This is a genomic window from Rhodococcus sp. IEGM 1318, from assembly GCF_033142465.1.
Classification (GTDB): domain Bacteria; phylum Actinomycetota; class Actinomycetes; order Mycobacteriales; family Mycobacteriaceae; genus Rhodococcus_F; species Rhodococcus_F qingshengii_B.
Map to the genome: position 1 here is coordinate 214,767 of NZ_JAWLSC010000009.1, position 26,641 is coordinate 241,407.

The following is a 26,641-nucleotide window of genomic DNA, read 5'->3' on the forward strand; positions in this document are numbered from 1 at the left end:
TTCAACGTTTTCCCCTCGTCCGGACCCACGCGGGATCCATTACCCTGTGTGTTTCACTCATACCCATGTCGAACCTGGTTCAGACACCCCACTGAGCGATAACTTCTCGCAATCGTGCAGCTATGGACATCGCCGGTGTCGGTTCGATCATCTGGTTGTGTTCGCAGTCGACTTCGACGACGCGGATGTCTCCCGAAACAAAGCGACGCCATTCGGCCACATCGTGTCCGTTTCCGGTAGATCTTCCGGCTACGAAGAACTCGATGTCTCCAGAGTGAACCGGCGGTTGGTGCTGATTCGTCAATTCGACGGAGTGGGAGTAGCCGCGACTGATCCTCTCTAGATGCTCCGCTTCGATTCCGATCCCGGCACCCAGGGTCCGCTCCAGCAATTTCGCCGCTTCTTCGAAAGTCTCGACTGCGTTGGATCCCGCAGGCATCGCGAGCCCCGCCAGTAGTTCGGAGACCGAGAGTTCTGCGGGCTGATCGGAATCCGACGAGGGATAGCTGTCGAGGATCGACAGCGTCACGTCCCGTCCGCTCCGAGTGAGATTGTGCGCCACGGCGTGTGCGATGACGCCGCCGAGCGACCAGCCGGCCAGATGGATCGGGCCGGTCGATGCCACGGCTGCAATGCGATTCGCGTAGTCGTTGGCGAGTTCGGTCAGCGAGTCGAAGCTGGGCCCGCCGCTCAGTGACGGTAGCTGAAGACCGTATACGGGTTGATCCAACTCGAGATGCTTGACGAATTCCGCGTAGCCCCAGGACAACCCGATACCCGGATGGACGAAGAACAGTGGTGCACGATCGGATCCGGCGCGCAGCGTGATCATCGGAGCGAGAAGATCCGACGAGTCATCCGGCGAGTGTGCGTCCATTCCGTCGGCCGCCCGCGCGACACCGGCAGGCGTCGGATCCAGGAACAGTGCCTGCAACGGCACTCGCATCCCGAGGCGCTTCTCGAGTTCGATTGTGATTCGAGTGGCCACGATCGACGTTCCTCCCAGTTCGAAGAAGTCGTCGTCGACGCCGATGTGTTCGTGACCGAGCACGGTCTCGAAGATGTCGACGACCGTACGTTCGGTGCCGTTGGTCGGCGGTGCGTACGGGACCGTACGACGCTCGAAGCTCGGCGTCGGCAGTGCCTTGCGGTCCAGCTTGCCGACCGGTGTCACCGGAATACGGTCGACGACAACGATCGCGCCGGGAACCATGTGCGCAGGTAGGCGAGAAGACAGGTGGCGTCGGAGCTCCCAGTCGTCGACGGTCTGTCCATCCACGGGCTGGATGTAGGAGGCGATCATCGTCTCCCCCGACGGTGCTTCGTGCCCGAGTGTCGCGGCGAAGTAGACGGAGGGGTGTGCCATCAGGACCGAGTCGATTTCGCCGAGCTCGATGCGGAATCCGCGGACCTTGATCTGGAAATCGCTGCGGCCCAGGTATTCGAGGGTGCTGTCGGAGCGCCAGCGAACCAGGTCGCCGGTGCGGTACATCCGCTGGCCTGGTTCGCCGAACGGATCGGCGACAAATCGGTCGGCGGTGAGATCGGGACGATTGTGGTAGCCGCGGGCAAGTCCGGGGCCGGTCACGTACAGCTCCCCGATGACTCCCACTGGCACGGGCTTGAGGTGCCCGTCGAGGACCAGGCCGGCAAAGCCGATGGCCGGACGGCCGATGTTGATCTCCTTGCCCGGCCGCATGGGTTCACTGACGCTGGCCTGGATCGTGGATTCGGTGGGTCCGTATCCGTTGAACATGCGACGGTCTCGGCCCCAGATGTCCACGAGTTCGGGTGGGCAGGCTTCGCCGCCGACGGCGAGCACGCGGAGTTCGGGCAGCGCGGAGCTTTCGATGGAGCTGAGCGCGGTCGGTGTGATGAACGCATGTGAGACATGTTCGTCGGCAAAGATTTCGGCCAACTCGGATCCGCCGAAGACCGTGGGTGGGATGACGACCAGGCAGGCTCCGCTGCCGAACGCCATCATGAGTTCGAAGACGGAGGCGTCGAAGCTCGGTGATGCCAGGTGCGAGATCCGCGAGTACGGCTGGACGTTGAATCTCTGATGTTCTTCGGCGTTGAGGTTGGACAACCCGAGGTGGGTGACGATGACGCCCTTCGGCTTTCCGGTCGAACCCGAGGTGTAGATCAGGTACGCGGGATGCCCGTGATGCAGGGGGATCGTGCGGTCGCGATCGGTGATCGCGGCGACGCTCTGGCCGTCGATCTCGTCGACGGTCTCCGCTTCATCGAGGACCATCCACTCGACCGTGTCGGGAAGTTGACTGCGGTGAGCCTCGTCGGTGATGCCGAGTACGGCCCGCGAATCGTCGAGCATGTGGTTGATGCGGTCGTCGGGATAGTTCGGGTCGACGGGCAAGAATGCAGCCCCGGTCTTCGTGACCGCCCAGATGGCGACGATCTCCGCGGCGGACCGCGGCAGACCCAAGGCCACAAAATCTTCGGGTCCGACACCGCGCCGGCACAGTGCTCTCGCCAGCTTTGTCGATTCCTCGTCGAGTTCGCGGTAGGTCATCGACCTCTCGCGACTCGAGAGGGCTGGGGCATCCGGGTTCGAGGCGACTGCTTCGGCGAGGATCTCCGGCCACACCCGCGCGCGAGTCGCGGCTGCACCGGATGCCGGCACCAGAGCGGCTGTTTCGTCGGCGGCGAGGATACCGATGTCGGCGATACGTGTTGCAGGTTCACGTCCGACAGCGTCGAGGATCAGGCGAAGTCGGTCGGCAAACCGCCGAATGGTGCCGGGTTCGAAGAGATCCGTCGCGAAGTCGAAGGCGGCGGACATCCCGGCAGGGGCGCCGGTCTCGTCGAACTTCTCGTCGACGATCAGCTCGAGGTCTTCCTTCGCGAATTTGGTTTCCACGGTCAGCCCGTCGATGTCGAGGCCGGGCAGGTGGAAGTGCGCGGGTTCGTTGTTCTGAAGTTCGAGGGCTACTTGGAACAGCGGCGAGTACGACGTGGATCTGGTCGGGTTGATCACGTCGACGAGCCGCTCGAAAGGTAGTTCCGAGTTCTGGAATGCGGCCAGATCGATTTCGCGGATGTGTTCCACCAGTTCGGCAAAGGTGATGTCGGGATCGACGCTGGTTCGCAGGACCAGCGTGTTGACGAACATCCCGACGAGGTGGTCGAGCGCTGCCTGACCGCGGCCGGCGATCGGGGTGCCGATGGTGACCTCGTCTGCACCGGACAGCTTCGACATCAGCACGGCCAGTGCGCCGTGCAGTGCCATGAACATCGTGACACCGTGGGACCTGGACAGGTCCGCGAGCGCGCGGTGGGTGTTCGCGTCGATGTCGAAAGTGAATCGGTCACCGTGGAAGGTCTGTTGCACGGGTCGTGGGTGGTCGGTGGGCAGTGCGATGACGTCGTCGAGTCCGGCGAGTTGCTCACTCCAGTAGTGCAATTGGCGACTGATGACGGATTCCGGGTCGTCTTCCGATCCGAGGACGCGATGCTGCCACAACGTGAAGTCTGCGTACTGCACCTCGAGTGGTGCCCACGTGGGCTCGGTCCCTGCAGTACGCGCCAGGTAGGCGGTCATCACGTCGCGTGCGAGCGGCGCCATCGACGAACCGTCGGCGCAGATGTGATGGACCACGACAAACAGAATGTGAACGGGTTCACCTGTGTCGAGTCGGAAGAGTGCCACGCGCAGCGGCAGGTCCACCGACACGTCGAAGCCGGTCGTGGCGAGTCGTTGCATGCGCTCTGCGAGTTCGTGCTCCCCCAACGTCATTTCACGGACCGGAGGTATTGCCTCGTCGGCGGTGAGCACCTTCTGAATCGGATCGCCGCCGACGGCGGGGAACACCGTCCGCAGTGTTTCGTGCCGCTCGACGACGTCGGCGATCGCATGCTGCATGGCGGTGACGTCGAGGTCACCGGTAAGGCGAACAGCTAGTGGGATGTTGTACGCGGCTGAGCGTGTGTCGAATTGGTTCAGGAACCACATGCGCTTCTGCGCCAACGAGAGCGGGACGTTGCCGACGCGCTCCATGGGAGTGAGCGGCACAGTGCCGACGGCAGTGACAGCGTCGGAAAGCCGTTCGGCGAGTTGAGCTGTCGTCGGTGCCTCGAACAACACGCGCACCCCGACGTCGATGTTCAGTGCGGAATTGAGCCGCGAGACGACGCGAGTGGCGATCAGCGAGTTGCCGCCGAGTTCGAAGAAATTGTCGTCGACGCCTACCTGCTCGACGCCGAGTACATCGATGAAGGCATCGGCGATCCGACGCTCGAGGCTGGTGCCGGGAGCCCGGAATTCCACGCCGGTTCCGGTGAACTCCGGGGTCGGCAAGGCTTTTCGATCGAGCTTGCCGACCGCGGTGCGCGGTAGCTCGTGGACGATCATGATGCTGGCCGGAACCATGTGCGAGGGAACGCGTGCGGCGAGGTGCGCGGTGATCTGTGCGCCGGTCAGTGTCGATCCTTCCTCGACGGTGAGGTAGGACGCGAGAACGGTTGCGCCGGCTGGTCCGTCGACGCCGAGTGTCACGCAGTTCGTGACAGTTGCCATCGCGGTGATCTGGGCGTCCACCTCGCCGAGTTCGATACGGAATCCGCGAATCTTGACTTGGAAGTCGCTGCGCCCGACGTATTCGATGGTGTGATCGCTTCGCCAGGAGGCGATGTCACCGGTGCGGTACATCCGGTCGCCTGGCTTTCCGAAGGGGTCGGCGACAAATCGCTCGCTGGTCAAGCCGGGACGCCGGTGGTAGCCGCGAGCGAGGCCGATGCCGGCGATGTACAGCTCACCGGGAGCTCCGACGGGTACCGGTTGCAGGCGCGAATCGAGGATCATCTCGTGCACACCGCGGATCGGGCCACCGATTGTGATGGGTGCGCCCACCGTCATGGGTTCGCTGATGTCTGCCATGACGGTCGTCTCGGTCGGGCCGTAGGCGTTGACGAATTCTCGTCCGGGAGCCCACAGACCGACGAGATGCGGTGGCAGTGCCTCTCCCCCGACGACGACGTGCCGGAATTCGTCCAGGCCGGCCGGGTCGACGGTGGCGAGTGCCGCCGTGGTGACAAACGCATGAGTGACGTGTTCGCGGCGGATCAGACTTGCCAGTTCGGCTCCGCCGTAGATATCGGTCGGGACGATCACCATGGTTGCTCCGACACCGAATGCCTGCAGGTACTCGAAGACGGCTCCATCGAAGCTCGGGGTGGCGAAGTGCAGGGTCCGAGAGTGGTGATCGGCGTGGAATCGGCGTTGCTGATCGAGTGCGAAGCTGTCGAGTCCGGTGTGGGTGACGACCACTCCCTTGGGTCGCCCGGTGGATCCGGAGGTGTAGACCACGTAGGCGGCGTTGTCCATAGCCACCGGTGCGAGCCGTTCGTCCTGGGCGATCGGTAGGGTGCAACTGGTGGCGACGTCGTCGTCGAAGGCTTCTTCTCCGAGCACCAACCAGGACACGATCGGTGGCAATGTCTCGATGGCGTCGACGACGGTCAACCCGAACAGCACTTCGGAATCGCTGAGCATGTGTTCGATTCGGTCGGCCGGATAGGTGGGGTCGACGGGGACAAACGCTGCGCCGGTCTTGGCGACCGCCCAGACCGCGAGAACCGATTCGATGGACCGTTCGATGCCGATGGCGACCGACGTTTCGGGTCCGGCGCCGCGGCGGATCATGGCTCTGGCCAACTGGTTCGAGCGCCGGTCGAGTTCGGCGTAGGTCATGGAGCGGCTGCCGGACGAGAGGGCGATGCGGTCGGGATATGTGGCGGAAACGTCGGCGAGTATCTCCGGGAGCGTTCGAGCGGAGCGACCCGGGGATCCGAAGACCGGCGCTAGATCGCGGCTTTCGAACTCCGTGAGAACCTGCAGGCGGGCCAGCGGCTGATCCGGTGCCGAGGCCAGATGCTCGAGGACGATGCCGACGCGCTCGGTGATCTTCGCGACTTCGTGGGCCGAGAAGTGTGTGGGTAGGTACTCCATCTTCAGATTGAGCGTGTGACTTTCCGATGCGACCACGGCGATCGGGTAGTGCGCCGAGTCGCGTCCGTCGATGCCGAGAACGTGCATTCCCGCGATGTCGGTTTCGGCGGTCAGGGCTGACTCGTCGACGGGATACGACTCGAACACCGTCAGCGTGTCGAAGGATCCGGCGGCGCCGACGGCTCCCGCGATGTCCGACAGGCCGATGTGGTGGTGGTCGAGCAGTGACGCTTGCTCGGATTGGACGCGAATGGCCAGTTCCGCGAGGGTTTCTCGGGCGTCGAGGCGGACTCGCACTGGGACGGTGTTGATGAACAGGCCGACTATCGATTCCACCCCGGACACCTGGGGTGGGCGTCCTGACACGGTTCCGCCGAAGACGACGTCGTCGCGGCCGAGGAGTTCGGCGAGAACGATTCCCCAGGCCACTTGGACCAGCGTCGCCATGGTCAGACCGCGGCTTCGCGCGAATGCCCGAAGAGCCTCGGCTCGTTCGGCAGGAAGTGAGTACGAGTGAATGTCACTAGCCACGGTTTCGGCGGCGGTGCCTGCCTGGGAGAGCTGAGTGGATGTGTCGACGCCTCGTAGCGCTTCCTGCCACGCCCGCAGCGAAATTTCGGGTTCCTGCTTCGAGATCCAGGTGAGGTAGTCGCGGTACGACTGAACTCTGGGCAGAATCTCGGGGTCGCCGTCAGTTGCGTAGAGAGTGAGCAGGTCTCGAAGCAACAGCGGGGTGGACCAACCGTCGAGCAGGATGTGATGGTTCGTCACGACGAAGCGTGCCGCGTCTGGTCCGATTCGCACGAGCATGAACCGAATCAGGGGGGCTGTTTCCATGTCGAAACGCTGAGCGCGATCACTCTCGAGCAGCTGAGCGAACGCGAGTTCGCTGTCTTCGGCCCCGGACAGGTCGATTTCGGTCCAGCCGATCTCGACTCCGGATCGGATCACTTGCAGCGCCCGACCTCCCGGCGCGGAGACAAATCCCGCACGCAGGCTCGGATGACGATCGACCAAGGCCTGCGCGGCGCGGCGCAATCGCGGCGCCTCGACTCGGCCCCCGAGCTCGAGGGTCAGCTGCACCATGTACGGATCGATTTCCGTTTCGTCGAACTGGGCGTGGAAGAGCATGCCCGATTGCAGGGGTGACAGTGACCAGATGTCGGTCAGGTCGGGGAATCTGCGCTCGAGCTGTTCGATGCTCTGTTGATCCGCGGTGACGAGATCGAGATCGGTGGGCGTGAGCTCACGCTCGGAGTGTTCGTCGACGTACGAACTCAGCGCGCCGAGCGCACGGGCCCAGAGCTCCGCCAGCTCGGTGACTTCAGCCTCGCTGAGAATGCCGCGGGGGAAGGACCAGGTAGCCCGCAGTACCGGACCGTGTGCGGTGTCGGTGGTGACGGCGTTGATGTCGAGCACCGACGCGGCAGCAAGCTCTCCGCTGTGCGCTTCGTCGAGGGTCACTTCGGAGATCGGCAGCCACGGCACTTCGCCGTGCTCGGGATCGGAGCCGGCAAATCGTCCGAGGTAGTTGAACGAGATCTGCGGCGTGGGCAGCTCCCGCAGTTCTTCGTTTCGATCGAGGTACTTGAGCATGCCGAAACCGATTCCGTTGTCCGGAATGTCGAGCAGCGTTTCCTTGACGAGCTTCACGGCCGAGGCCGCGGTTGTTCCACCGGACAGCGCATCGACGACGTTGAGTCCGGTCAGGTCGATCCGCACCGGGAACAAGGTGGTGAACCAGCCGACCGTGCGCGAGAGGTCGGCACCCGGTGCTGCGTTCTCCTCGCGGCCGTGTCCTTCGAGGTTGAGAAGCACTTCCCCGCTGCGCTGTCCGCGCGATCGACGCCAGGCGGTGACGGCAATCGCGAGAGCTGCGAGCAACCCGTCGTTCACCGAGCCCCCGAAATGTCGAGGCACCGTCGAGATGATGTTCTCGGTCACCGAGGTCGGAACGTCGACGCTGACGCGGTCGACAGTGGATCCGATGTCCACGGCAGGGTCGAGGCCGCGCGTTCCGAGCGGTGGCTCGTCGGCCCGCATTCTCGACCACAAGTCGATCTCGTCACGTCGATCCGCGGCGGTCTCGGCGAGGGCTGTCGCCCAACGCCGTATCGACGTTCCACCGGGAGGAAGCATCGGCGTTTCGCCGTCGAACGCCGAGGCGTAGGCGGTGACCAGGCCGGGGACGAGCATTCGCCAGGAAACACCGTCGACCGCGAGGTGATGAAGGACCAGGAGCAACCGGCCTGCCTCGGCCTGGTTGCCGTTCGCGCTGACGGGATCCAACCAGAGTGCGCTGATCATCTTTCCGTGCTCGGGATCGAGACGGCTGGATGCGTCCTGCATCGCGGCTTCCGCGGCGGCCCGGAATTCTTCGCCGTTGATGGACACGACGGGGGTTCGGCGCAGGACGTCGGAGGCGGCGACGGTGCCGGGTTCGCGGATCTCGAGTTGGTGAGTCGCGGTGTCCAGACGCGCCCGCAGTACGTCGTGACGATCGATGATCGTTTGCAGTGCGCGCTCCAGCGCGGGGCCGGAGACATCCGCGGGCAGTGCGATCAGCGCACTCTGGCTGTAACTGCGGATCGTGCTCAGGTCTCCGCGACTGCGTTCGACGAGCCACTCCATGATCGGAGTGAGCGGTAGGGTGCCGACTCCCCCGCCGGGTAGCTCCGTGAGAACCGGTGCAGCTTCCGCTGATTCGACGAGGAGGACCTTGGTGAGTCCGGCAACCGTCTTCGCTTCGAAGACGTCCCTCGGCGTGAAGATGAGGCCTGCGGACTTCGCCCGTGAGACGAGTTGGATCGACATGATCGAATCGCCGCCGAGACCGAAGAAGGAATCGTCTACTCCGATACTGCCCCGTCCCAGCACTTCCGCGAACAGGTCCGCGAGGACCGCCTCGGTAGCGGTGGCCGGTGCCCGCGTCGCCTCCGTTGTTCCCATGACGGCGAAGTCCGGTGCCGGGAGGCCGCGTCGGTCGAGCTTTCCGTTGACGGTCAGCGGAAGTGATTCGAGGACGACGACAGCGGTGGGCACCATGTACTCCGCGAGTTCGGCGGAGACGAAGTCGGTAACGGTCGCGGAATCGACGGTGCTGCCTGTTTCGGCGACCACGTACCCGACGATCCGGGGTGAGGCGCCGTCGGTACGCACGAGCGCCACGGAAGCCGCGACGCCGGGGCAGCGGAGCATCGAGGCTTCGATCTCTCCGAGTTCGATGCGGAAACCACGCACCTTCACCTGGAAATCACTGCGGCCTACGTACTCCAACTGCCCCGCGTCGTTCCACCTCGCCAGGTCCCCGCTCCGATACATTCGATCCCCCGAACTACCGAATGGATCGGGAAGGAACCGCACCGAAGTCAATGCGGGTTTCCCGAGGTATCCCCGAGTCACCTGGTCACCGGCGACGTACATTTCGCCGACCACACCTGGTGGTACCAGGTTCAGTCGCCGATCGAGTACGTAGACGGACAATCCTGGTACTGCTCGCCCGATGATGCTCGCCGACGCGTGCTCGCTGTCGTTGCGGTCGAGCGCGATTCGACTGACGTGCACTGTCGTCTCGGTGATCCCGTACATGTTGACCAGCGTCGGCGCCGTGTCGGCGCGCCGGTCGTACCACTTACGCAATTGGCCGAGATCGAGAGCTTCGCCACCGAAGACGACGTAACGCAGGGCAAGGTCGGGATCCGTGCCGTTGGGTGTGTACGCGCGGTCGGCTTCGGCGAGTTGGTAGAAGGCGGTGGGTGTTTGGTTCAGCACCGTCACCCGCTCGCGGCGGAGCAGTTCGTGGAACATGTCCGGCGATCTGGTCGTGTAGTAGTCGACGACAACCAACCGGCCACCGTGCAGCAGCGGACCCCACAGTTCCCAGACGGAGAAGTCGAATGCGTACGAGTGGAACATCGTCCACACGTCCGTGTCGTCGAACCCGAACGTCGGGGACGTGTTGTCCATCAGAGTCAGGACGTTTCGATGGCTGACCTGGACACCTTTGGGGCGCCCGGTGGATCCGGAGGTGTAGATGACGTACGCGACCGCGTCGGGCAGAAGTGGTGTCGTCCGGTCCGCGTCGGTGATGCGATGTGGCGCGGAGTGATCAAGGCGTACGGCGATCTCCGGAGATCCGAGTTCGACGATGTCGATGCTGGATTCGATGATCTCCGACGGCAGATCGTTGCGGAAGTCTCCGGTCGTGACCAGGGATACCGGCCGCGCGTCGTCGAAAAGGAATCGCATGCGCTCGGCCGGATAGGTGATGTCGACCGGCAGGTATGCCGCGCCGGTCTTGATGACGGCGACAAGGGCGAGCACGAGGTCGGTCGTTCTGGGCATCGCAACGGCCACCACGGATTCCGGACCGATACCACGACTGATCAGAAGCCGCGCCAGGCGGTTCGCGCGCCCGTCCAGTTCGGCGTACGTCATTGCTCCGTCGCTGTCGTTGACCGCGGTCGACGACGGATGTGCTGCAACAGCCTCGAAGAAGCGGTCCGCGATGTTGTCGGCCGGAGCCGGTTCGGCATGAGTGTTCCACTCGGTCAGCATCTGTCGACGCTCGTCGGCGCCGACGAGGTCGATGTCGCCGGTAGGAGTCGACGGGTCTCGGGAGACCGCCGCGAGGAGGGTGATCAGTCTGTGTGAGAACGATTCGATCAAATCACCGTCGAACAAGTCTGTGGCGTAGACGAATTCGACATCGATACCATCCGAATTTCCGTCCGCACCGTAACGTTCGGTGACCGCGAGTTGGAGATCGAACTTGGCGACGGGTAGGTCGAACTCGACTCCCGAGACCGACAGCCCCGGCAGTTCGAGTTGCGGTAGTGCGTTGTTGCGGAACTCGATGAGTATCTGGAACAACGGAGTGTGTGACGTCGAGCGTTCCGGGTCGAGTGCGTCGACCAACCTTTCGAAGGGCAGGTCAGCGTGTTGGAATGCACCGAGATCGCCCTCACGAACCTGGGCGAGTACGTCCTCGAACGATGCGTCGGGCGTGATCTGTGTTCGCAGCACGAGTGTGTTGACGAACATTCCGACCAGGTGATCGAGTTCGGCCTCTCCGCGGCCGGCGACGGGTGTACCGATGGCGATGTCCTCGGTTCCGGCCAGACGCGCCGCGAGCACTGCCAGCGCTGCATGCATGACCATGAACATGGTGCTGCCGTGCTCGCGTGCCAGGTCGGTCAGCGCTCGATGGATCTGCGGCGAGACAGCGAACCGGTGCACCGAGCCCGCCATCGAGGGCTTCGCCGGACGTGGGAACGACGTCGGCAACGCGATCGGCTCACCCAGTCCCGCGAGACGGTCTTTCCAGTAGTCGAGCTGACGGGTCAGAGCGGAGTCCGGATCTTCTTCGGACCCGAGTACCTCGTGCTGCCACAACGCGAAGTCGCCGTACTGCACGGCCAGTTCCGACCAGTTCGGCGCGTTGCCGGCGCTGCGGGCCGCATATGCCGCTGCCACGTCCACTGCCAGGGGGTTCATCGAGAACCCGTCGGCGACGATGTGGTGGACGACGATCACGAGGACGTGCATGCGTGTGTCCCCGTCCACGCGTAGGACTGCGCAGCGGATCGGGACATCGGCCGAGGCGTCGAACCCTACCGAGGCCAGTTCGAGAATTCGATCGGAAACTTGGGCAGCAGCGACGATCTCCGGTTCCAGGATCGGCATGACCGCTTCGGTGGCGACAATCTGCTGTACCGGTTGTCCGTCGATCGAAGGGAACTTCGTCCGCAAGCTCTCGTGGCGGCCCAGTACGTCCGCTACGGCGTCCTGCAAGGCGGCGAAGTCCAGATCGCCGTCGAGGCGCACGGCCAGGGGAACGTTGTAGGCCGGTGACGTCACGTCGAACTGGTTGAGGAACCACATCCGCTTCTGCGCCAACGACACAGGCAGTGGGTTCGGGCGAGACCGTCGAGTCAACGGTGGTCGGGGGTTCTCGCCGCGGCCGACGCTCTCGGCCAGGCGCGACAGCTGCCGAACTGTCGGAGACTCGAACAATCCTCGTACTCCGATGTCGGTGCCGAGTAGCGCGTTGACGCGGGCGATGACGCGCGTCGCGGTCAGTGAGTTTCCGCCGACATCGAAGAAGTGGGTGTCGATGCCGATCGGGGTCACCCCGAGCACGTCCTCGAAGACGCCCGCCACCAGTCGTTCCAACTCGGTGGTCGCTGCCGTGAACGTTTCGGCATCGGTGTCGAAGCGAGGCTTCGGGAGAGCAGCCCGATCGACCTTGCCGACGCCGGTGAGTGGCAGTTCGTCGAGCACGACGACGCTCGCAGGAACCATGTGTGCCGGCAGCACCTCTCGTGCCGCTGCCCGGATGTCCTCGGCGGTCACGGGGTGTTCGTCGTCGCAGACGACGTACGCCGCCAGAGCCTGCTCGTCCGACGGTCCGCGGACCGCCAGCGTGACCGCGTACTCCACGCCTGGTAGTTGACCCAACGCCGAGTCGACCTCGCCGAGTTCGATGCGGAAACCTCGGATCTTGACCTGGAAGTCACTGCGCCCGAGGTACTCGATGGTGCGGTTACTGCGCCAGCGCACGACGTCGCCGGTGCGGTACATCCGCTCCCCCGGCTCGCCGTACGGGTTGGCGACAAATCGTTCGCTCGTCAGTGGTGAGCGCCCGTGATAGCCACGCGCGAGTCCGACTCCCGCCACGTACAGCTCCCCGGGAACACCGACAGACACCGGTTGGAGTCTGCGATCGAGGACAACCTCGCTGAATCCTCGGTTCGGCGGCCCGAGATAGACCTTGTCGCCGGCCGGAATGGGGTCACTGAGATTGCAGGAGATGGTCGTTTCGGTGGGACCGTAGACGTTGACGAACGATCTTCCCGGCGCCCAGGTGCGTACCAGGTCTGCCGAGGGTGCTTCGCCGCCGACCGTGATGGTGGTCAGTTCGTCGATTCCCTCGGGATCCACCGATGTCAGGGCCGCGGGCGTGATGAACGCGTGGGTGACGTGTCCTTCCCGGAGAACGTCGGCAAGTTCGGTTCCTCCGTAGACGGTGGTCGGAGCTACGACCAGTTCGCCGCCGACCGCAAAGGCGAGCAGATATTCGAGAACGGACGCATCGAAGCTCGGTGAGGCGAAGTGCAGTGCGCGCGAATTCTCCGTGAGACCGTAGCGATGGCGCTGTTCGTCGGCGAAGTTCTCGAGTCCGGTATGGGTGACGACAACACCCTTGGGTCGGCCTGTCGAGCCCGAGGTGTAGATGAGGTAGGCGGTGTTCTCCAGCCGAGTGGGCCCCCGGCGCTCGTCCTCGCGTAGCGGTGCCGTGGACACGCCGGAGAGCCGAGCGATGCTCGTCGGGTCGTCGAGTCCGAGCCACTTCGTCGCGCCGCCGCCGCTCGGTGCGTGTGCCGCCGTAGTCATTCCGAGCGAGGATGCCGAATCCTCGAGCATGAACGAGATCCGGTCACTCGGGTAGCGCGGATCGATAGGCACGAAGGCGGCGCCGGTCTTGGTGATCGCCCAGACGGCTGCCACGGATTCGAAGGAACGTTCCACACAGATCGCCACCCGTGAGTCCGGGCCGGCGCCTTCGGCGATCAGCACGCGTGCCCACTGATTCGAGGCTTCGTCCAGTTCTCGGTAGGTCATCTTTCTGTCACCACAGGACAGTGCGATCCGTTCGGGGAATCTGCTCGCCGTGTCCACGAAGATGCGATCGAGTGTCCGGACCGATCGCCCTTGCTTTCCTCGCGCGGGAACCAGTTGCTGCACTTGGGAATCCGGCATCAGGCGCAATTTTGCCAGCGGAAGATCCGGTTGCGCTGTGATCAGTTCGAGGGTGCGGAGCAGCCGGTCCGCGATCGCGTCGATGTCGTGATCGCCCAGGACTCCTGGGAAATACTCGAACTTGAGCCGCAAGCGTCCGTCTGCTGCGGAAGCGACGATCGCGAGCGGATAGTGCGCCGCATCCTCGGCATCGTGGACGTCGAGGACGTGCATTCCGGCGATGTCCGTGCCCGACGAGAGTCCACCGCGGTCGACGGGATACGACTCGAAGACGGTCAGGGTGTCGAATGATGCAGCACCCCCCACTGCCGATGTGATGTGGGAAAGTCCCACATGGTGGTGATCGGACATCCGCGCTTGCTCGGTTTGGACACGAACGCACAGTGCTGCCAAAGACTCTCGCGGGTCGAGGCGAACTCGCACGGGGACGGTGTTGATGAACAGGCCCACCATCGACTCGACGCCCGGAACCTGGGGTGGGCGTCCGGAGACCGTTCCGCCGAAGACGACGTCGTCGCGGCCGAGGAGTTCGGCGAGCACGATTCCCCAGGCCACCTGGATCAAGGATGCTGTCGTCAGACCGCGGGAGCGGACGAATCCGCGCAGGAGTTCCGTCTCACGTTCTCCGAGCGCCGTGGTGGTGGAGCGTGAGGTTGCACCGTCCTCGTCGACTGCGTGGGTTCCGGTGAGCAGTGTCGGATCGTCGAGTCCGCGAAGCGCTTCGTCCCAGGCCTCGATCGACTTGCTCTCGTCTCGAGTGCTGATCCAGCTCAGATAATCTCGGTACGGATGCACGCGCGGGATGGCGCTGTGATCACTGTCCGTGGCGTAGAGGGTGAGTAGATCGCGGACCAGCAGCGGCATCGACCATCCGTCGAGGAGGATGTGGTGGTTGGTCAGGATCAACCGGTATGCGTCGTCACTGGTACGCAGAAGCAGGAACCGCAGTAGGGGCGGAATGTCCATGTCGAAGCCGCGCACCCGATCCGTATGGAGGAGTTCGCGTATCTCGGTCGCCTGTTCGGTGGGAGCCAACGGGGAAATATCGATCTCGGTCCACGGCACATCCACGCCGGCGCTGATCACCTGCACCGATCGCCCACCGGTGTCTGTCGTGAACGCAGCGCGTAGGTTCTCGTGTCTGTCGAGCAGCGCCTGTGCGGCACGGTGTAACCGGGACGCGTCGACGCCGTCGAGTTCGAGTGCGAGTTGGACGGTGTACGCGTCCACGGTGTGTTCTGCGTATCGGGCATGGAACAGCAGTCCGGATTGCAGCGGTGAGAGGGACCAGACGTCGGTCAGCGTCGGGAACGCGAGCTCGAGGCGATCGATGGACTCCTGGTCCAGGTCGATCAGGTCGATGTCCGACGGTGTCAGTCCACCGCGTTCGCTCTGCTCGGCGTACGTTGCCAGAGCGCGCAACGCCTGTACCCAGAGTTCTGCGATGGCGCGCGCATCACCGTCCGCCAGCACGGCAGTGGGAAAGGCGATAGTGGCGCCGATGTGCGGTGCACCCGAGATTTCGGTGGTGACGACATTGACGTCCAGCACCGAACCCACGGGCATGTCGGACTGAGCTGCCGCTTCCAGATCGACGTCACGCGCCAGCGCCCAGTCCCCCAGCGACTCTCCGGCTTCGGTGCCGGAAAAACGCCCCAGATAGTTGAACGAGATCTGCGGTTGGCGGAGGTCTTCGAGTTCCGCTCGACCTACCTCGTCGAGGTAGCGCAGAACTCCGTACCCGATACCGCTGTCCGGAACACCCAGTAGCTCTTCCTTGACGCGCTTGAGCACCACCGCGGCGTCGGGGCCGCTGCTCATCACGTTCGCGATGTCGATGTCGGCGAGGTCGATCCGCATCGGGAAGACGCTCGTGAACCAGCCGACGGTGTGCAGCACATCCGCTCCAGGGACCACGTGAGCTTCGCGTCCGTGGCCCTCCATCGAGACGAGCACGTTGTCGGTTCGTATGCCCTGTGCCTGCCTCCACTGCGTCAGTGCCAGCGCGAGAGCAGCAACGAGGCCGTCGTTGACGGATCCACCGAAAAGCGCCGGAAGCGTGGTCAGGACTGTTTCGGACAGTTCGACGGGTACGTCGGCGACAACTCGGCCGACCGAATCGAACGTGTCGAGCCGCGGGTCCAGCGGCCGGGTTCCGATCAGCGGGTCGGCACCTTCGAGTATCGAACGCCACCTGGGCAATTCGACTCTTCGATCGGGCGCGATGTCGCGGAGCGCGTACGACCAACGACGAACCGACGTGCCCGAGTACGAAGGCTCCGGTTCCTCGCCTGCATCGATGCGGTGGAAAGCCGACGCAAGCTCCGGTACGAGGACGCGCCAGGAGACACCGTCGACCGCGAGGTGGTGGATCACCAGTAGCAACCGGCCGGTGTTGCGCACGCCGGCCAACCAGACGACACGGACCATCACACCCCTGCTGGGGTCCAGTTCTCGGCGTGCACCGCCAAGGGCGTCGACGATCGCCGCGTCGAACACTGCGGTGCCCGGCTCGGCCTCCACCTCGAGTACCCGGCAGATGTCCTCGGCTGCAACAGATCCAGGTTCGTCGACGACGAGCCCGCGCTCGTCACCGAGTTCGAGGCGCGCGCGAAGGATGTCGTGACGATCGAGTACGACTTGAAGCGCTGCGGTCAACTGCTCCACACTGTGGAGCCCTTGCGGCGCGTTGAGAAGGGTGGCCTGGGAGAACGAATCGAGCCCTTGGTGCTCGGCGCCGAGCCGGTCGAGCCACCACTGCGCTACCGGCAACAAGGGCACGTGGCCCACGCCGCCGCCGGGAAGTTCCTCGAGCACCTCGGGTTCGTCGTCCTTGGTCGACGCCAGCAATACCGCAAGACCGGCGACCGATTTCGCCTCGAAGACGTCACGAGGGGTGAACACGAGTCCAGCGTCGCGGGCGCGGGCGACAAGCTGAATCGACATGATCGAATCGCCGCCCATCGAGAAGAACGAGTCGTCGACGCCCACCGATTCGACACCGAGGACGTCGACGAACAGGGCGGCCAGCGTGCGCTCGGTATCGGATTCGGCAGCCCGCGAGCGTGCCTGGGTTACCCGGAAGTCGGGAATCGGTAGTGCTCGACGATCGAGCTTTCCGTTGGCCGTCATCGGAAGTTCGTCGAGGACGAGAACCACTGCGGGAACCATGTACGGAGCCAGGGCCGAACCCGCGAAGGCGATGACAGCCTCGGGATCCACAGGCTGAGCGTCGCTGGCAGGCACTACGTATCCGACGATCCGTGCGGCGCCTTCGTCGCGTTCGAGCGTTGTCACCACGGAATGTGCAACGCCGGGATAGCGAGCCAGAACTGCCTCGATCTCACCGAGTTCGATGCGGAATCCGCGAATCTTGACCTGGAAATCGCCACGGCCCTGGTACTCGAGTTCTCCGTTCTTGTTCCACCGGGCGAGGTCGCCGGTGCGGTACATCCGCGTGCCGGCACCGCCCGTGGGATTGGGTACGAACCGTTCGGCGGTGGTGCCCGCGCGGTTGCGGTAGCCGCGGGCGAGTCCGTCACCGCCAACGTACAACTCCCCCGTCACTCCGACCGGGACGCGGTGTAGGCGATTGTCGAGAACCCACGCGGTGATGCCTGTCGACGGCCGTCCGATGGTAACCCGATCGGTCGGTGACATCGGCTCGGTGATGCTGGCTACGACCGTCGATTCGGTCGGCCCGTAGGCATTGATCATGATTCGGTGATCACTGACCCAGGCAGCGACGAGATCGGGCGGGCAGACGTCGCCGCCGGTTCCGATGCAGACCAACTCGTCCAGTCCACTCGGATCGACCGTGGCAAGAGCGGCTGGGGTGATGAAGGCGTGAGTGACGTGTTGATCGGCGATCAGGCTCGTCAGTTCGGTTCCGCCGATGATGCTCGGTGGAGCAATGATCATCGTGGCTCCGGCACCGACCGCCATGAGGAGCTCGAGAATCGAGGCGTCGAAACTCGGTGAGCTGAAATGCAGCGTGCGGGAGGTCGACTCGACTCCGAAGCGATTGCGCTCCTGCTCGGCGAGCGCCGAAAGCCCACGGTGGGTGACCATGACGCCTTTGGGGACGCCGGTGGAACCGGAGGTGTAGATGACATAGGCCGGATTGTCGAGAGATGTAGTTCCCAGCAGTTCCGAAGCCTCTATCCGGTGATCACCGATCTGTTCGAGGTCGGCCTGATCGAGCAAAATCGCGTCCGCCTCGTTCGGGACGACACCGGCATGCTCAGCGGTGGTGAGAACGACGCCCGATCCCGAGTCGTTGATCATGTGGTGTACACGATCGACGGGATACGCCGGGTCGACGGGTACGAACGCGGCGCCGGTCCGAGCAACCGCCCAGATTGCCACCACGGATTCCAGTGAGCGCGGCAATGCCAGGGCGACAACGGATTCCGGGCCGGCCCCGCGGCTGATCAACAGTCTCGCAAGGCGGTTGGCGCGGCGGTCGAGTTCGGAGTACGTCAGATGGCGGTCGCCGAAAACCAGCGCGGTTCTCTGCGGTTCGCCAATGTACCTCCGCTCGAGCAAGGTGGAGAAGTGAACCTGCTCGGGAAGTTCCGGTGCGGCGGTGCGGATCGTGTCGAGATCGCTCACGAGATCGATGTCGCCGACCGGTGTGTGCGGCGATTCGGTCACGGCATCCAGAATCCGAATCAGATACCGAGCAAAACCGTCGACGGTCGCCTCGTCGAAAAGCGCTCTCGCGTAGGTGAACCCGGCCTCGATGCCCGCCGGCTGACCGTCCTCGTCGAAAGTCTCGGCAAGAGTGAGTTGCAGATCGAAATTCGAGACGGCGGATTCGAGTTCTAGTACTTCGACGTCGAGATCCGTCAGACGAACGACTGGTCGAGTAGTGTTCTTGAACTCGAGCATCACCTGGAACAGCGGTGAATGCGACGTCGACCGCTCCGGAGCGAGCGCATCGACGACGCGCTCGAAGGGGACGTCTGCGTGAGCAAAGGCGTCGAGGTCGGTGCTGCGAACCCTGGCCAGGAGATCGGTGAAGGAGGCCGAGGGGTCCACGTCGGCGCGCAGGACCAATGTTCCGACGAACATGCCGACCATCGGATCGAGCAGGGCACTACCCCGCCCGGCGATCGGTGAGCCGATCGTTATGTCTTCCATGCCGGACAATCTGGCCAAGAGCGCTGCGTAGGCGGCGTGAATCGCCATGAACATACTGCTTCGATGGTCGATCGCGGTTTCGCTCAGACGACGGTGGATGCCGGCATCGATGTCGAACCGGACGACGCCGCCCGAGAGGTCCTGTTCACGCGGCCGCGGCCGATCTGCAGGGAGCGCAAGAAGCTCAGGCACACTTGCCAGCTGACGTGTCCAGTACTCGAGCTGACCGGCGAGCGTACTGTCCGGTTCGTCGATCCGACCGAGCGCCCGTTCCTGCCAGATCGCGAAGTCCGCGTATTGGACCGGGAGAGGAGCCCAGTCGGGGGTCTCACCTCGATGTCTGGCCGAATACGCGCTCATCACGTCGAACGCCAACGGTGCCATCGAGAATCCGTCGGCGCAGATGTGATGAACGACCACAGCCAGGACGTGATCTTCGGCGTCGACCTCGATCAGTTCGGCCCTGATCGGCGGGGCCTGCGTCACGTCGAAGCCCGTCGAGGTTACGCGCTCGATCTCGGTGAGTACCGCTTCGGCGTCTGCGCCGACAACCGACATCGTGCCCAACGCTTCACCGGGATCCACGATCACCTGCGCCGGCACTCCCTCGATCATGGGAAACAACGTGCGCAGCGATTCGTGTCGAGCAAGTACGTCGGTGATCGCGCTCTCCAATGCGGCAACGTCCAACCGGCCTCTGAGCCTGATCGCTATGGCGACGTTGTATGCCGCGGACGTGACGTCGAATTGATTGACGAACCACATGCGCTTCTGTGCCAGCGACAGCGGAATCGACTGTGGCCTCGGCAACGCCTCGAGCGGAAGGACGGCCGGCCCCCCTCGCGCCGTGGCGCACTCGACCGCCAACTGAGCAACGGTCGGCGCGTCGAACAACTCTCTGATCGACAAGTTCAGCGACAGCAAATCGTTCACTCGCGCCACGGCGCGGGCAGCGACGAGACTGTTCCCACCGATCTCGAAGAAATTGTCGTGTACACCGACGGCAGCGGATTCCAGGAGCTCTTCGAAGATCGACGCCAGCTGGGCTTCGACCGGCGTTCGCGGCGCAAGATACGTCTGCGAGCTGTCGAAGCTGGGCGCGGGCAGGGCGTTCCGATCGAGCTTGCCGGTCGAGCCGAGCGGGAACACGTCGAGGTCGATGACCACTGCCGGAACCATGTAGGCCGGGAGGAGGCCTCTCAACTCGGTGCGCAGGCTGTCCGTGTCGATCGAGTTCCCTGCTTCGGCGATGACGTAGCCGACGAGGCTGTCACCGACCACGTTGTCGTGATGGACGAGGGCAGCAGCTTGCGCGACACCTGTGAGCCTCAGCAAAGCTGCTTCGACCTCGGCGAGTTCGATGCGCTGGCCGCGGATCTTCACCTGGAAATCGCGTCGGCCGACGTAGTCGAGTAGCCCGTCGGCGCGCCATCGGACGACATCGCCGGTTCGGTACATCCGTGTGCCCGACGGGCCGTACGGATCTGCAACGAATCTGTCGGCGGTGAGGTCACTACGCCCCAGGTATCCGCGCGCGAGTTGCACTCCCGCCAGGTACAGCTCGCCGTGTACACCCACCGGGACGGGATGCAGCCGTCCGTCGAGGACGTAGAGCTTGGTGTTCCATACGGGCGCGCCAATCGGAACGGTGACGGTCATGTCGGGGGTGAATTCGGCGGCGCTCACGTCGACGGCAGCTTCCGTGGGTCCGTACAGGTTGAACAACCCCGCAGGACTCAGACGAGTGAACGCCTCCGCTGTGGTGGGTGGAAGAGCTTCACCACTGCAGAACACCTGACGCAAGCTCTCGCACTGCTCGGGAGTCGCGACGGCGACGAATTCCGCGAGCATCGACGGTACGAAGTGCGCCGTCGTGACTCCCTTGTCGGCGATCAACGCCGACAGGTATCCAGGATCACGGTGCCCCTCCGGTTCCACGATCACCAACTGCGCGCCGGTCTGCAGGGGCCAGAAGAGTTCCCACACCGAGACGTCGAATGTCACCGGAGTCTTGTGCAGCACCACGTCCGACGCGTGAAGCGGATACGCGTCCTGCATCCACAGAAGGCGATTGACGATCGAACGGTGCGATACGGCAACACCTTTCGGTCGACCGGTCGATCCCGACGTGAAGATCACGTATGCAGCATTGTCCGCACGGAGGGGTCCGACCCGATCAGCGTCCGTGATCGGCTCCGTCGTGGACACCGGATGCTCGACATCGACGTCGACGATCGGCACCTCTGTGGGAAGGGCGCCACGGTCCTGGCGTCGGCTCAGCACGCAGATCGGTTCCGCGATGTCGAAGACGTAGGCGATGCGCTCGGCAGGATGATCGGGGTCCACCGGGACGTACGCCGCACCGGCACGGATCACGGCGTGGACGGCGATGAGCAGTTCGGCCGACCGGCGAATCGACACCGCGACGCGCATGTCCGGGCCGACGCCGCGGCCGATGAGGGTTCTGGCAAGTTCACTCACCCTCGCGTCGAACTCCGCATACGTCAGTGTCCGCTCACCGAAGATCAGCGCGGCGCGCTCGGGTGTCCGGACTGCCTGCTCTGCCGACAGATCGGCCAGGGTGGTGATCGGTACTACGTGCTCGGTGGCGTTCCAACGCTCGAGGACCAGTTCTGCCTCACCCGGGGCTGTGAGGTCGAGGTCGCCGACGACGGATTCCGGGTCGGCAGCTACCGCGTCGAGGAGCATCGTGAAGCGATCGGCGAGGCCCGACATGGTGTCCGAGTCGAACAGTTGGCTGGCATAGTTCAACTGGCCGTCGAGATGGTCGCCGCGGTCGGTGAGAATGACCTGAAGATCGAACTTTGCCGCACCCGTGGAGAGTTCGTCAACCGTGACGTCGAGCTCGGGCAAGGTGACCTCGGTGGGAGCGGCGCCCTGCATCACCAGCATGACCTGGAACAGCGGCGCTTGGTTGCCTGCGAGGGATTCGACGAGTACGTCGTACGGCACTTCGGTGTGCTGCAAGGCCGCCACGTCGACGTCGCGCACGCGGGTGAGAACTTCGCCGAAGGTGAGTCCCCCGTCGAGAACCGTCCTCAACACCACCGTGTTGACGAACATTCCGACGACGTCGTCGAGGGCTCGCTCGCTACGTCCGGCCACCGGGGTGCCGATCGTGATGTCGTTCGCTCCACATTCTCGGCTGAGCAGGACGGCCAGCGCGGCGTGGACCACCATGAAGACGCTGACATCGTTGCGCGCCGCGATCTCGCCGACCCGGCGGTACGTCGCGGAGTCGATGCGGAAATCGAGATCGTGACCGCGCAGTGAGACACCTGCCGGCCGCGGATGATCCATCGGTAGTTCCGCAAGCTCGCCGCGTTCGGTGAGCGTGTGCGACCAGAACCGCAACTGCTCGGCGAGTATCGAATCCGGATCGGACGCTTCGCCGAGCGCTCCGCGTTGCCATTCGCTGAAATCGCCGTACTGGACTTCGAGTGGCAGCCACGCCGGTACGCGTCCGCTTGCCCTCGAGGCGTACGCGACCATCACGTCACGGGCCAACGGCGCCATCGACAGACCGTCCGCGGCGATATGGTGCACGACGAGGACCAAGGTGTGTTCGAGTTCGTTCACTTCGAGCAGAGTCGCGCGGATCGGCACCGATTCGCTGACGTCGAATCCCGTTCGCGCCAGTTCGCTCGCCCGCACCGCAGCCGCTGCGGCAGGTACGGTTTCCACCTCGAGGTGACCGAACACCTCATCCACGCCGAGAACGTGCTGTACCGGACCGCGAGCACTCTCGGGGAAAACGGTCCGCAAGACCTCATGCCGAACGATCACGTCCCGCAGGGCGGTGAACAGCGCATCGACGTCGAGGGCGCCGGTCATTCTCACCGCGATCGGAATGTTGTACGCCGGTGAGTTCGGATCGAGTTGATTGGTCAGCCACATTCGTTGCTGCGACAGAGATACCGGTATCCGATCGGGGCGATCGATACGCGTCAGTGCAGGTGCTCGCGTATTCCGCGAGTCCGCCAGGTCGGCGCGGGCAGCCAGTGCCGAGACAGTCGGTGCCTCGAAGAGGTCGAGAACGCTCAGCGTCGTCCCGAGCGCTCCGTTGACCCGCGACACGACACGAGTCGCGATCAGCGAGTCACCACCGAGCTCGAAGAAGCTGTCGTCTGCTCCCGCCCGGGTGACGCCGAGCAGATCGCAGAACACCGCCGAAATCCGCTTCTCGGTCGAGGTCTCGGGGGCACGGTATTCGGCCGATCCGCCCGCCGAATCGATGTCCGGCAACGCCTTCCTGTCGATCTTTCCGGCCGGAGTCAAGGGAATGGAATCGAGTACGACGATCCGCGACGGAACCATGTGAGCTGCCAACGAGGATCCGGCGTGGGCGATCAACTCGGAGTTGTCGATGTGTGTGCCCGCAGCCGCCGTGACGTACGCCGCCAACAGTGTTTCCCCGCTCGGGCCCGCAACTCCGGCGGTGACGGCCTGCGAGACGCTCGGATGGCGGCGCAGTACGTCGTCGATCTCACCGAGTTCGACGCGGAAACCGCGGATCTTGATCTGGAAGTCGCTACGGCCGAGGTACTCCAGTTCACCGGCGCCGTTCCACCTCGCGAGGTCGCCGGTGCGGTACATACGTTCTCCCGCAACACCGTTGGGGTCAGCAACAAATCGTTCGGCCGTGATCGTGGCACGCGCGTGGTATCCGCGCGCCAGGCCGATACCACTCACGTAGAGCTCACCGGCGACACCGATGGGCACCGGTTGAAGCCGTGAATCCAAGAGGACGGCCGCGGCGCCGCGCATCGGCTTTCCGATGGTAACGGGAACATCGCTGCTCAACGGTCCGGTCAGGGTGGCGACGACGGTGGTTTCGGTCGGTCCGTACGCGTTGAACATCGAGCGTCCGTGCGACCACTGTGCGACCAGTGCGGGCGAGCAGGCGTCGCCGCCGGTCACGACCACCCGAAGATCCGGAAGGCCGGCGGGATCGACGGTTGCCAGCGCGGCCGGGGTGACGAAGGCATGTGTCACCCGGCCGACACGCATCACGTGGGCCAGTTCGTCGCCTCCGTACACCGTGGGTGGCGCGATCACCATCGTTGCTGCGCCGCCGAAGGCAAGGAGAAGTTCGAGGACCGAAGCGTCGAAGCTCGGCGAAGAGAAATGCAGTGTGCGATCACCCGGTTCGACTCCGAACCGGGATCGCTCCTCGTCGGCGAAGCTGCTCAGCCCGCGGTGACTGACCACGACGCCTTTGGGGACACCGGTCGAGCCGGAGGTGTAGATCAGGTACGCCGGATCGTCGTAGCGCACGCGTGAACGACGCTCGGCGTCGTCAACCGGTGCATCCGAGCAGTCGGCGTTCAATTCGTCGAGAAGAAGCCAATCCACCGAATCGGCGAGCCCGCCGTGGTGCTCCCCCACGCTGATTCCGACAACAGCTCCTGAATCGGTGAGCATGTGCCGAATACGGTCCTCGGGGTAGTGCGGATCTATCGGGAGAAAGGCTCCGCCGGCCTTGGCTACCGCCCACGTCGCGGTCACGGATTCGATCGACCTCGACAATGCCAGGGCGACGTAGGTGCCGGGGCCAACTCCGCGGGCGATCAATTCGCGGGCGAGCTTGTTCGACTCGGCGTCGAGTTCCCGGTAGCTCACCCGACGATCGCCGAATACGAGCGCTGGGGCATCGGGGTCAGCTGCGGCGGCTCGCCGGAGGATGTCGGGGAGCGTCAGCGGGTCGGACGCGACCTCTCCCCGTGCCGGTACCAGGGACTCACGCTCGAACTCGTCGAGGACATCGAGGTCTCCCATCGGCGTTTGCGGGGCTGCGGCTGCGCCGGAGAGAACCCACACCAGTCTCAGGAGGAAACCTCGGAGCGTGGCGTCAGCGTAGTGCTGTGCGGAGTACGCCACCTCGAGGGCGTTGGCGTCCGCGTGGACGTCGATCGCCACTTCGAGGCCGGCAATCGTCGTCTCTCGCGGTCCGTCGTTGAGATGGAGATGCAGTGCGGGCAGCTCGGGGACACCTGTCGCCGATCGGACCAGCAACGTATCGTGATCTTGCGCAAGAGAACCCACGAATTCATTGAACGGCGCTGCCGGATCGACCTCGCAGCGTAGGGGCAAGATCCCCAGCTCGGTCCTCGTCCCGATCAACACGTCCCGGCGCTCGGTCGATCTCGACAGCAACGCAGCAAATGCTGCATGGACAACGGCAAAGAGCGAGACACCTTCCGAGCGTGCGAGTTCGGCGACCGCGGGATCGAGCGGGACGCTCAGCCGATTCGTACCGGTCAGCTCCGATTCGGCGTCGATTCGCTCGAGATCCAGGGTCTCGAGGCCCAGCGTCGAGCCCTCGTCGGCGTCCCCCAGGTATCTCGCCCAGAACCGCTCGTCTTCCCTCCGCTGTGCACTGCGCGCCCCCGCCTCGGCACTTGCCGGATGAATCCGGTTCATCGGCGTACCGGCCGGCGCTGATGTCAGTTCAGCGACCAACTCGGTGAAGGCTCGGTGGTGATCAGCCAGTTCGTCGTGACCGTATCGATTGGGGTTGCCACGAAAGTCGATCAACGTCTGGGCCGGATCGCCGCTCTGGTACACGTTGACCAGGAGATCTTCGACCGGCCCCGACGTGACGATGTGGAACTCGCCGGTCAGTGATCCCAGCGTGATCTCCTGCCGGAAGAGCATCACATTCATCATCGGACCGGACAGACGCGCGTCGCCGACCGCCAGCCCTGCATCACGCCGGATGTCCTCGAGACTGCACCGCTGATGACGAAGCGCACCGAGAAGTTCGAGTTGAACCCGCCTGACCAGATCGTCGACGCTTTCGGCTGGGTCGACGTGGATGTGAAGCGGCGCGACGTTGACCAGCATGCCGCCGGACCGTTGCAGCGGCGCTGTGGTCCTCGCCGAGACCGGCAGGTTGATCAGAACGTCGTCGTATCCGGTGTTGCGGGACAAGTAGCACGCCAGTGCCGAAATCAGCACCGCCGCCGCAGTTGCACCGGAACGAGTATTCCACTCGTCCAACGCGGCAAGGCTGTTCGCCGACATCGCGGCACTGACGAGTTCACTGTGCGCAGTCGGCGGTCCCTCCCGCGTGGCCAACGTGGAACCATGTTCGACGCCGGACACGCGCTGGGCCCAGTATTCGCGGTCGGCTTCGAATCGGCTTGATTCGCGGTACTTCTGGTCGAGTTCGGACAGTGTCGTGACATCGAGCGCCTTGTTCACCGCCGGCTCGCGTCCTTCGACGGCCGCGGTGTAGATCGCCGCGATCCGATTGACGATCGTCATTCCACTGTATCCATCGAGAGCGACGTGATGAATCCTGGTGTACCACAGGTAATCTCGATCACCAGTTTGGAGGATTGTCATTTCGACAAGGCGATCGCGCGTCAAGTCGAGCGTCGTCGCGTAGTCGTTGTCCATCCACTCCGACGCCGCGAGCCTCGGATTCTCACGCTCACGGAAGTCGAAGTAGTCGATGCCCGGATCGATCGTGAAGTCCACGATCTGGCACGGTTCCCCATCCGGGTACATCAACCGCAGAAATGGCGACTCGAACTCGTGGGCAGCCTCTACCGCAGCGCGGCTGAGCAGTTGCATGTCCAGGTCGCCGTGGAATTCGATGTACTGCGCGATGAAGTACGGGACCGTCGGGTGAAGTTGCTGCGCGAACCACATGCTGCGCTGCACGGCCGAGAGAGGAAATGCCCCGGCCGGCAGACTCCGTGATCCGGCCAGCGGATCGATCCTCCTGTCGGTATCCAT

At 64.2% G+C, this 26,641-nt stretch carries 1 protein-coding gene; it reads right to left on the bottom strand.

Annotated elements, in window-relative coordinates:
* Window positions 1–79: 79 nt before the first annotated feature.
* On the bottom strand, window positions 80–26,641 hold the full coding sequence (locus R4P65_RS21565) for a non-ribosomal peptide synthase/polyketide synthase (RefSeq protein ID WP_317828039.1): 26,562 nt from the start codon (window positions 26,639–26,641) through the stop codon (window positions 80–82).

Bases quoted from the DNA above. Each gene is read 5' to 3' on its own strand.
- R4P65_RS21565 (WP_317828039.1), bottom strand. From the start codon at position 26,641: ATGGATACCGACAGGAGGATCGATCCGCTGGCCGGATCACGGAGTCTG.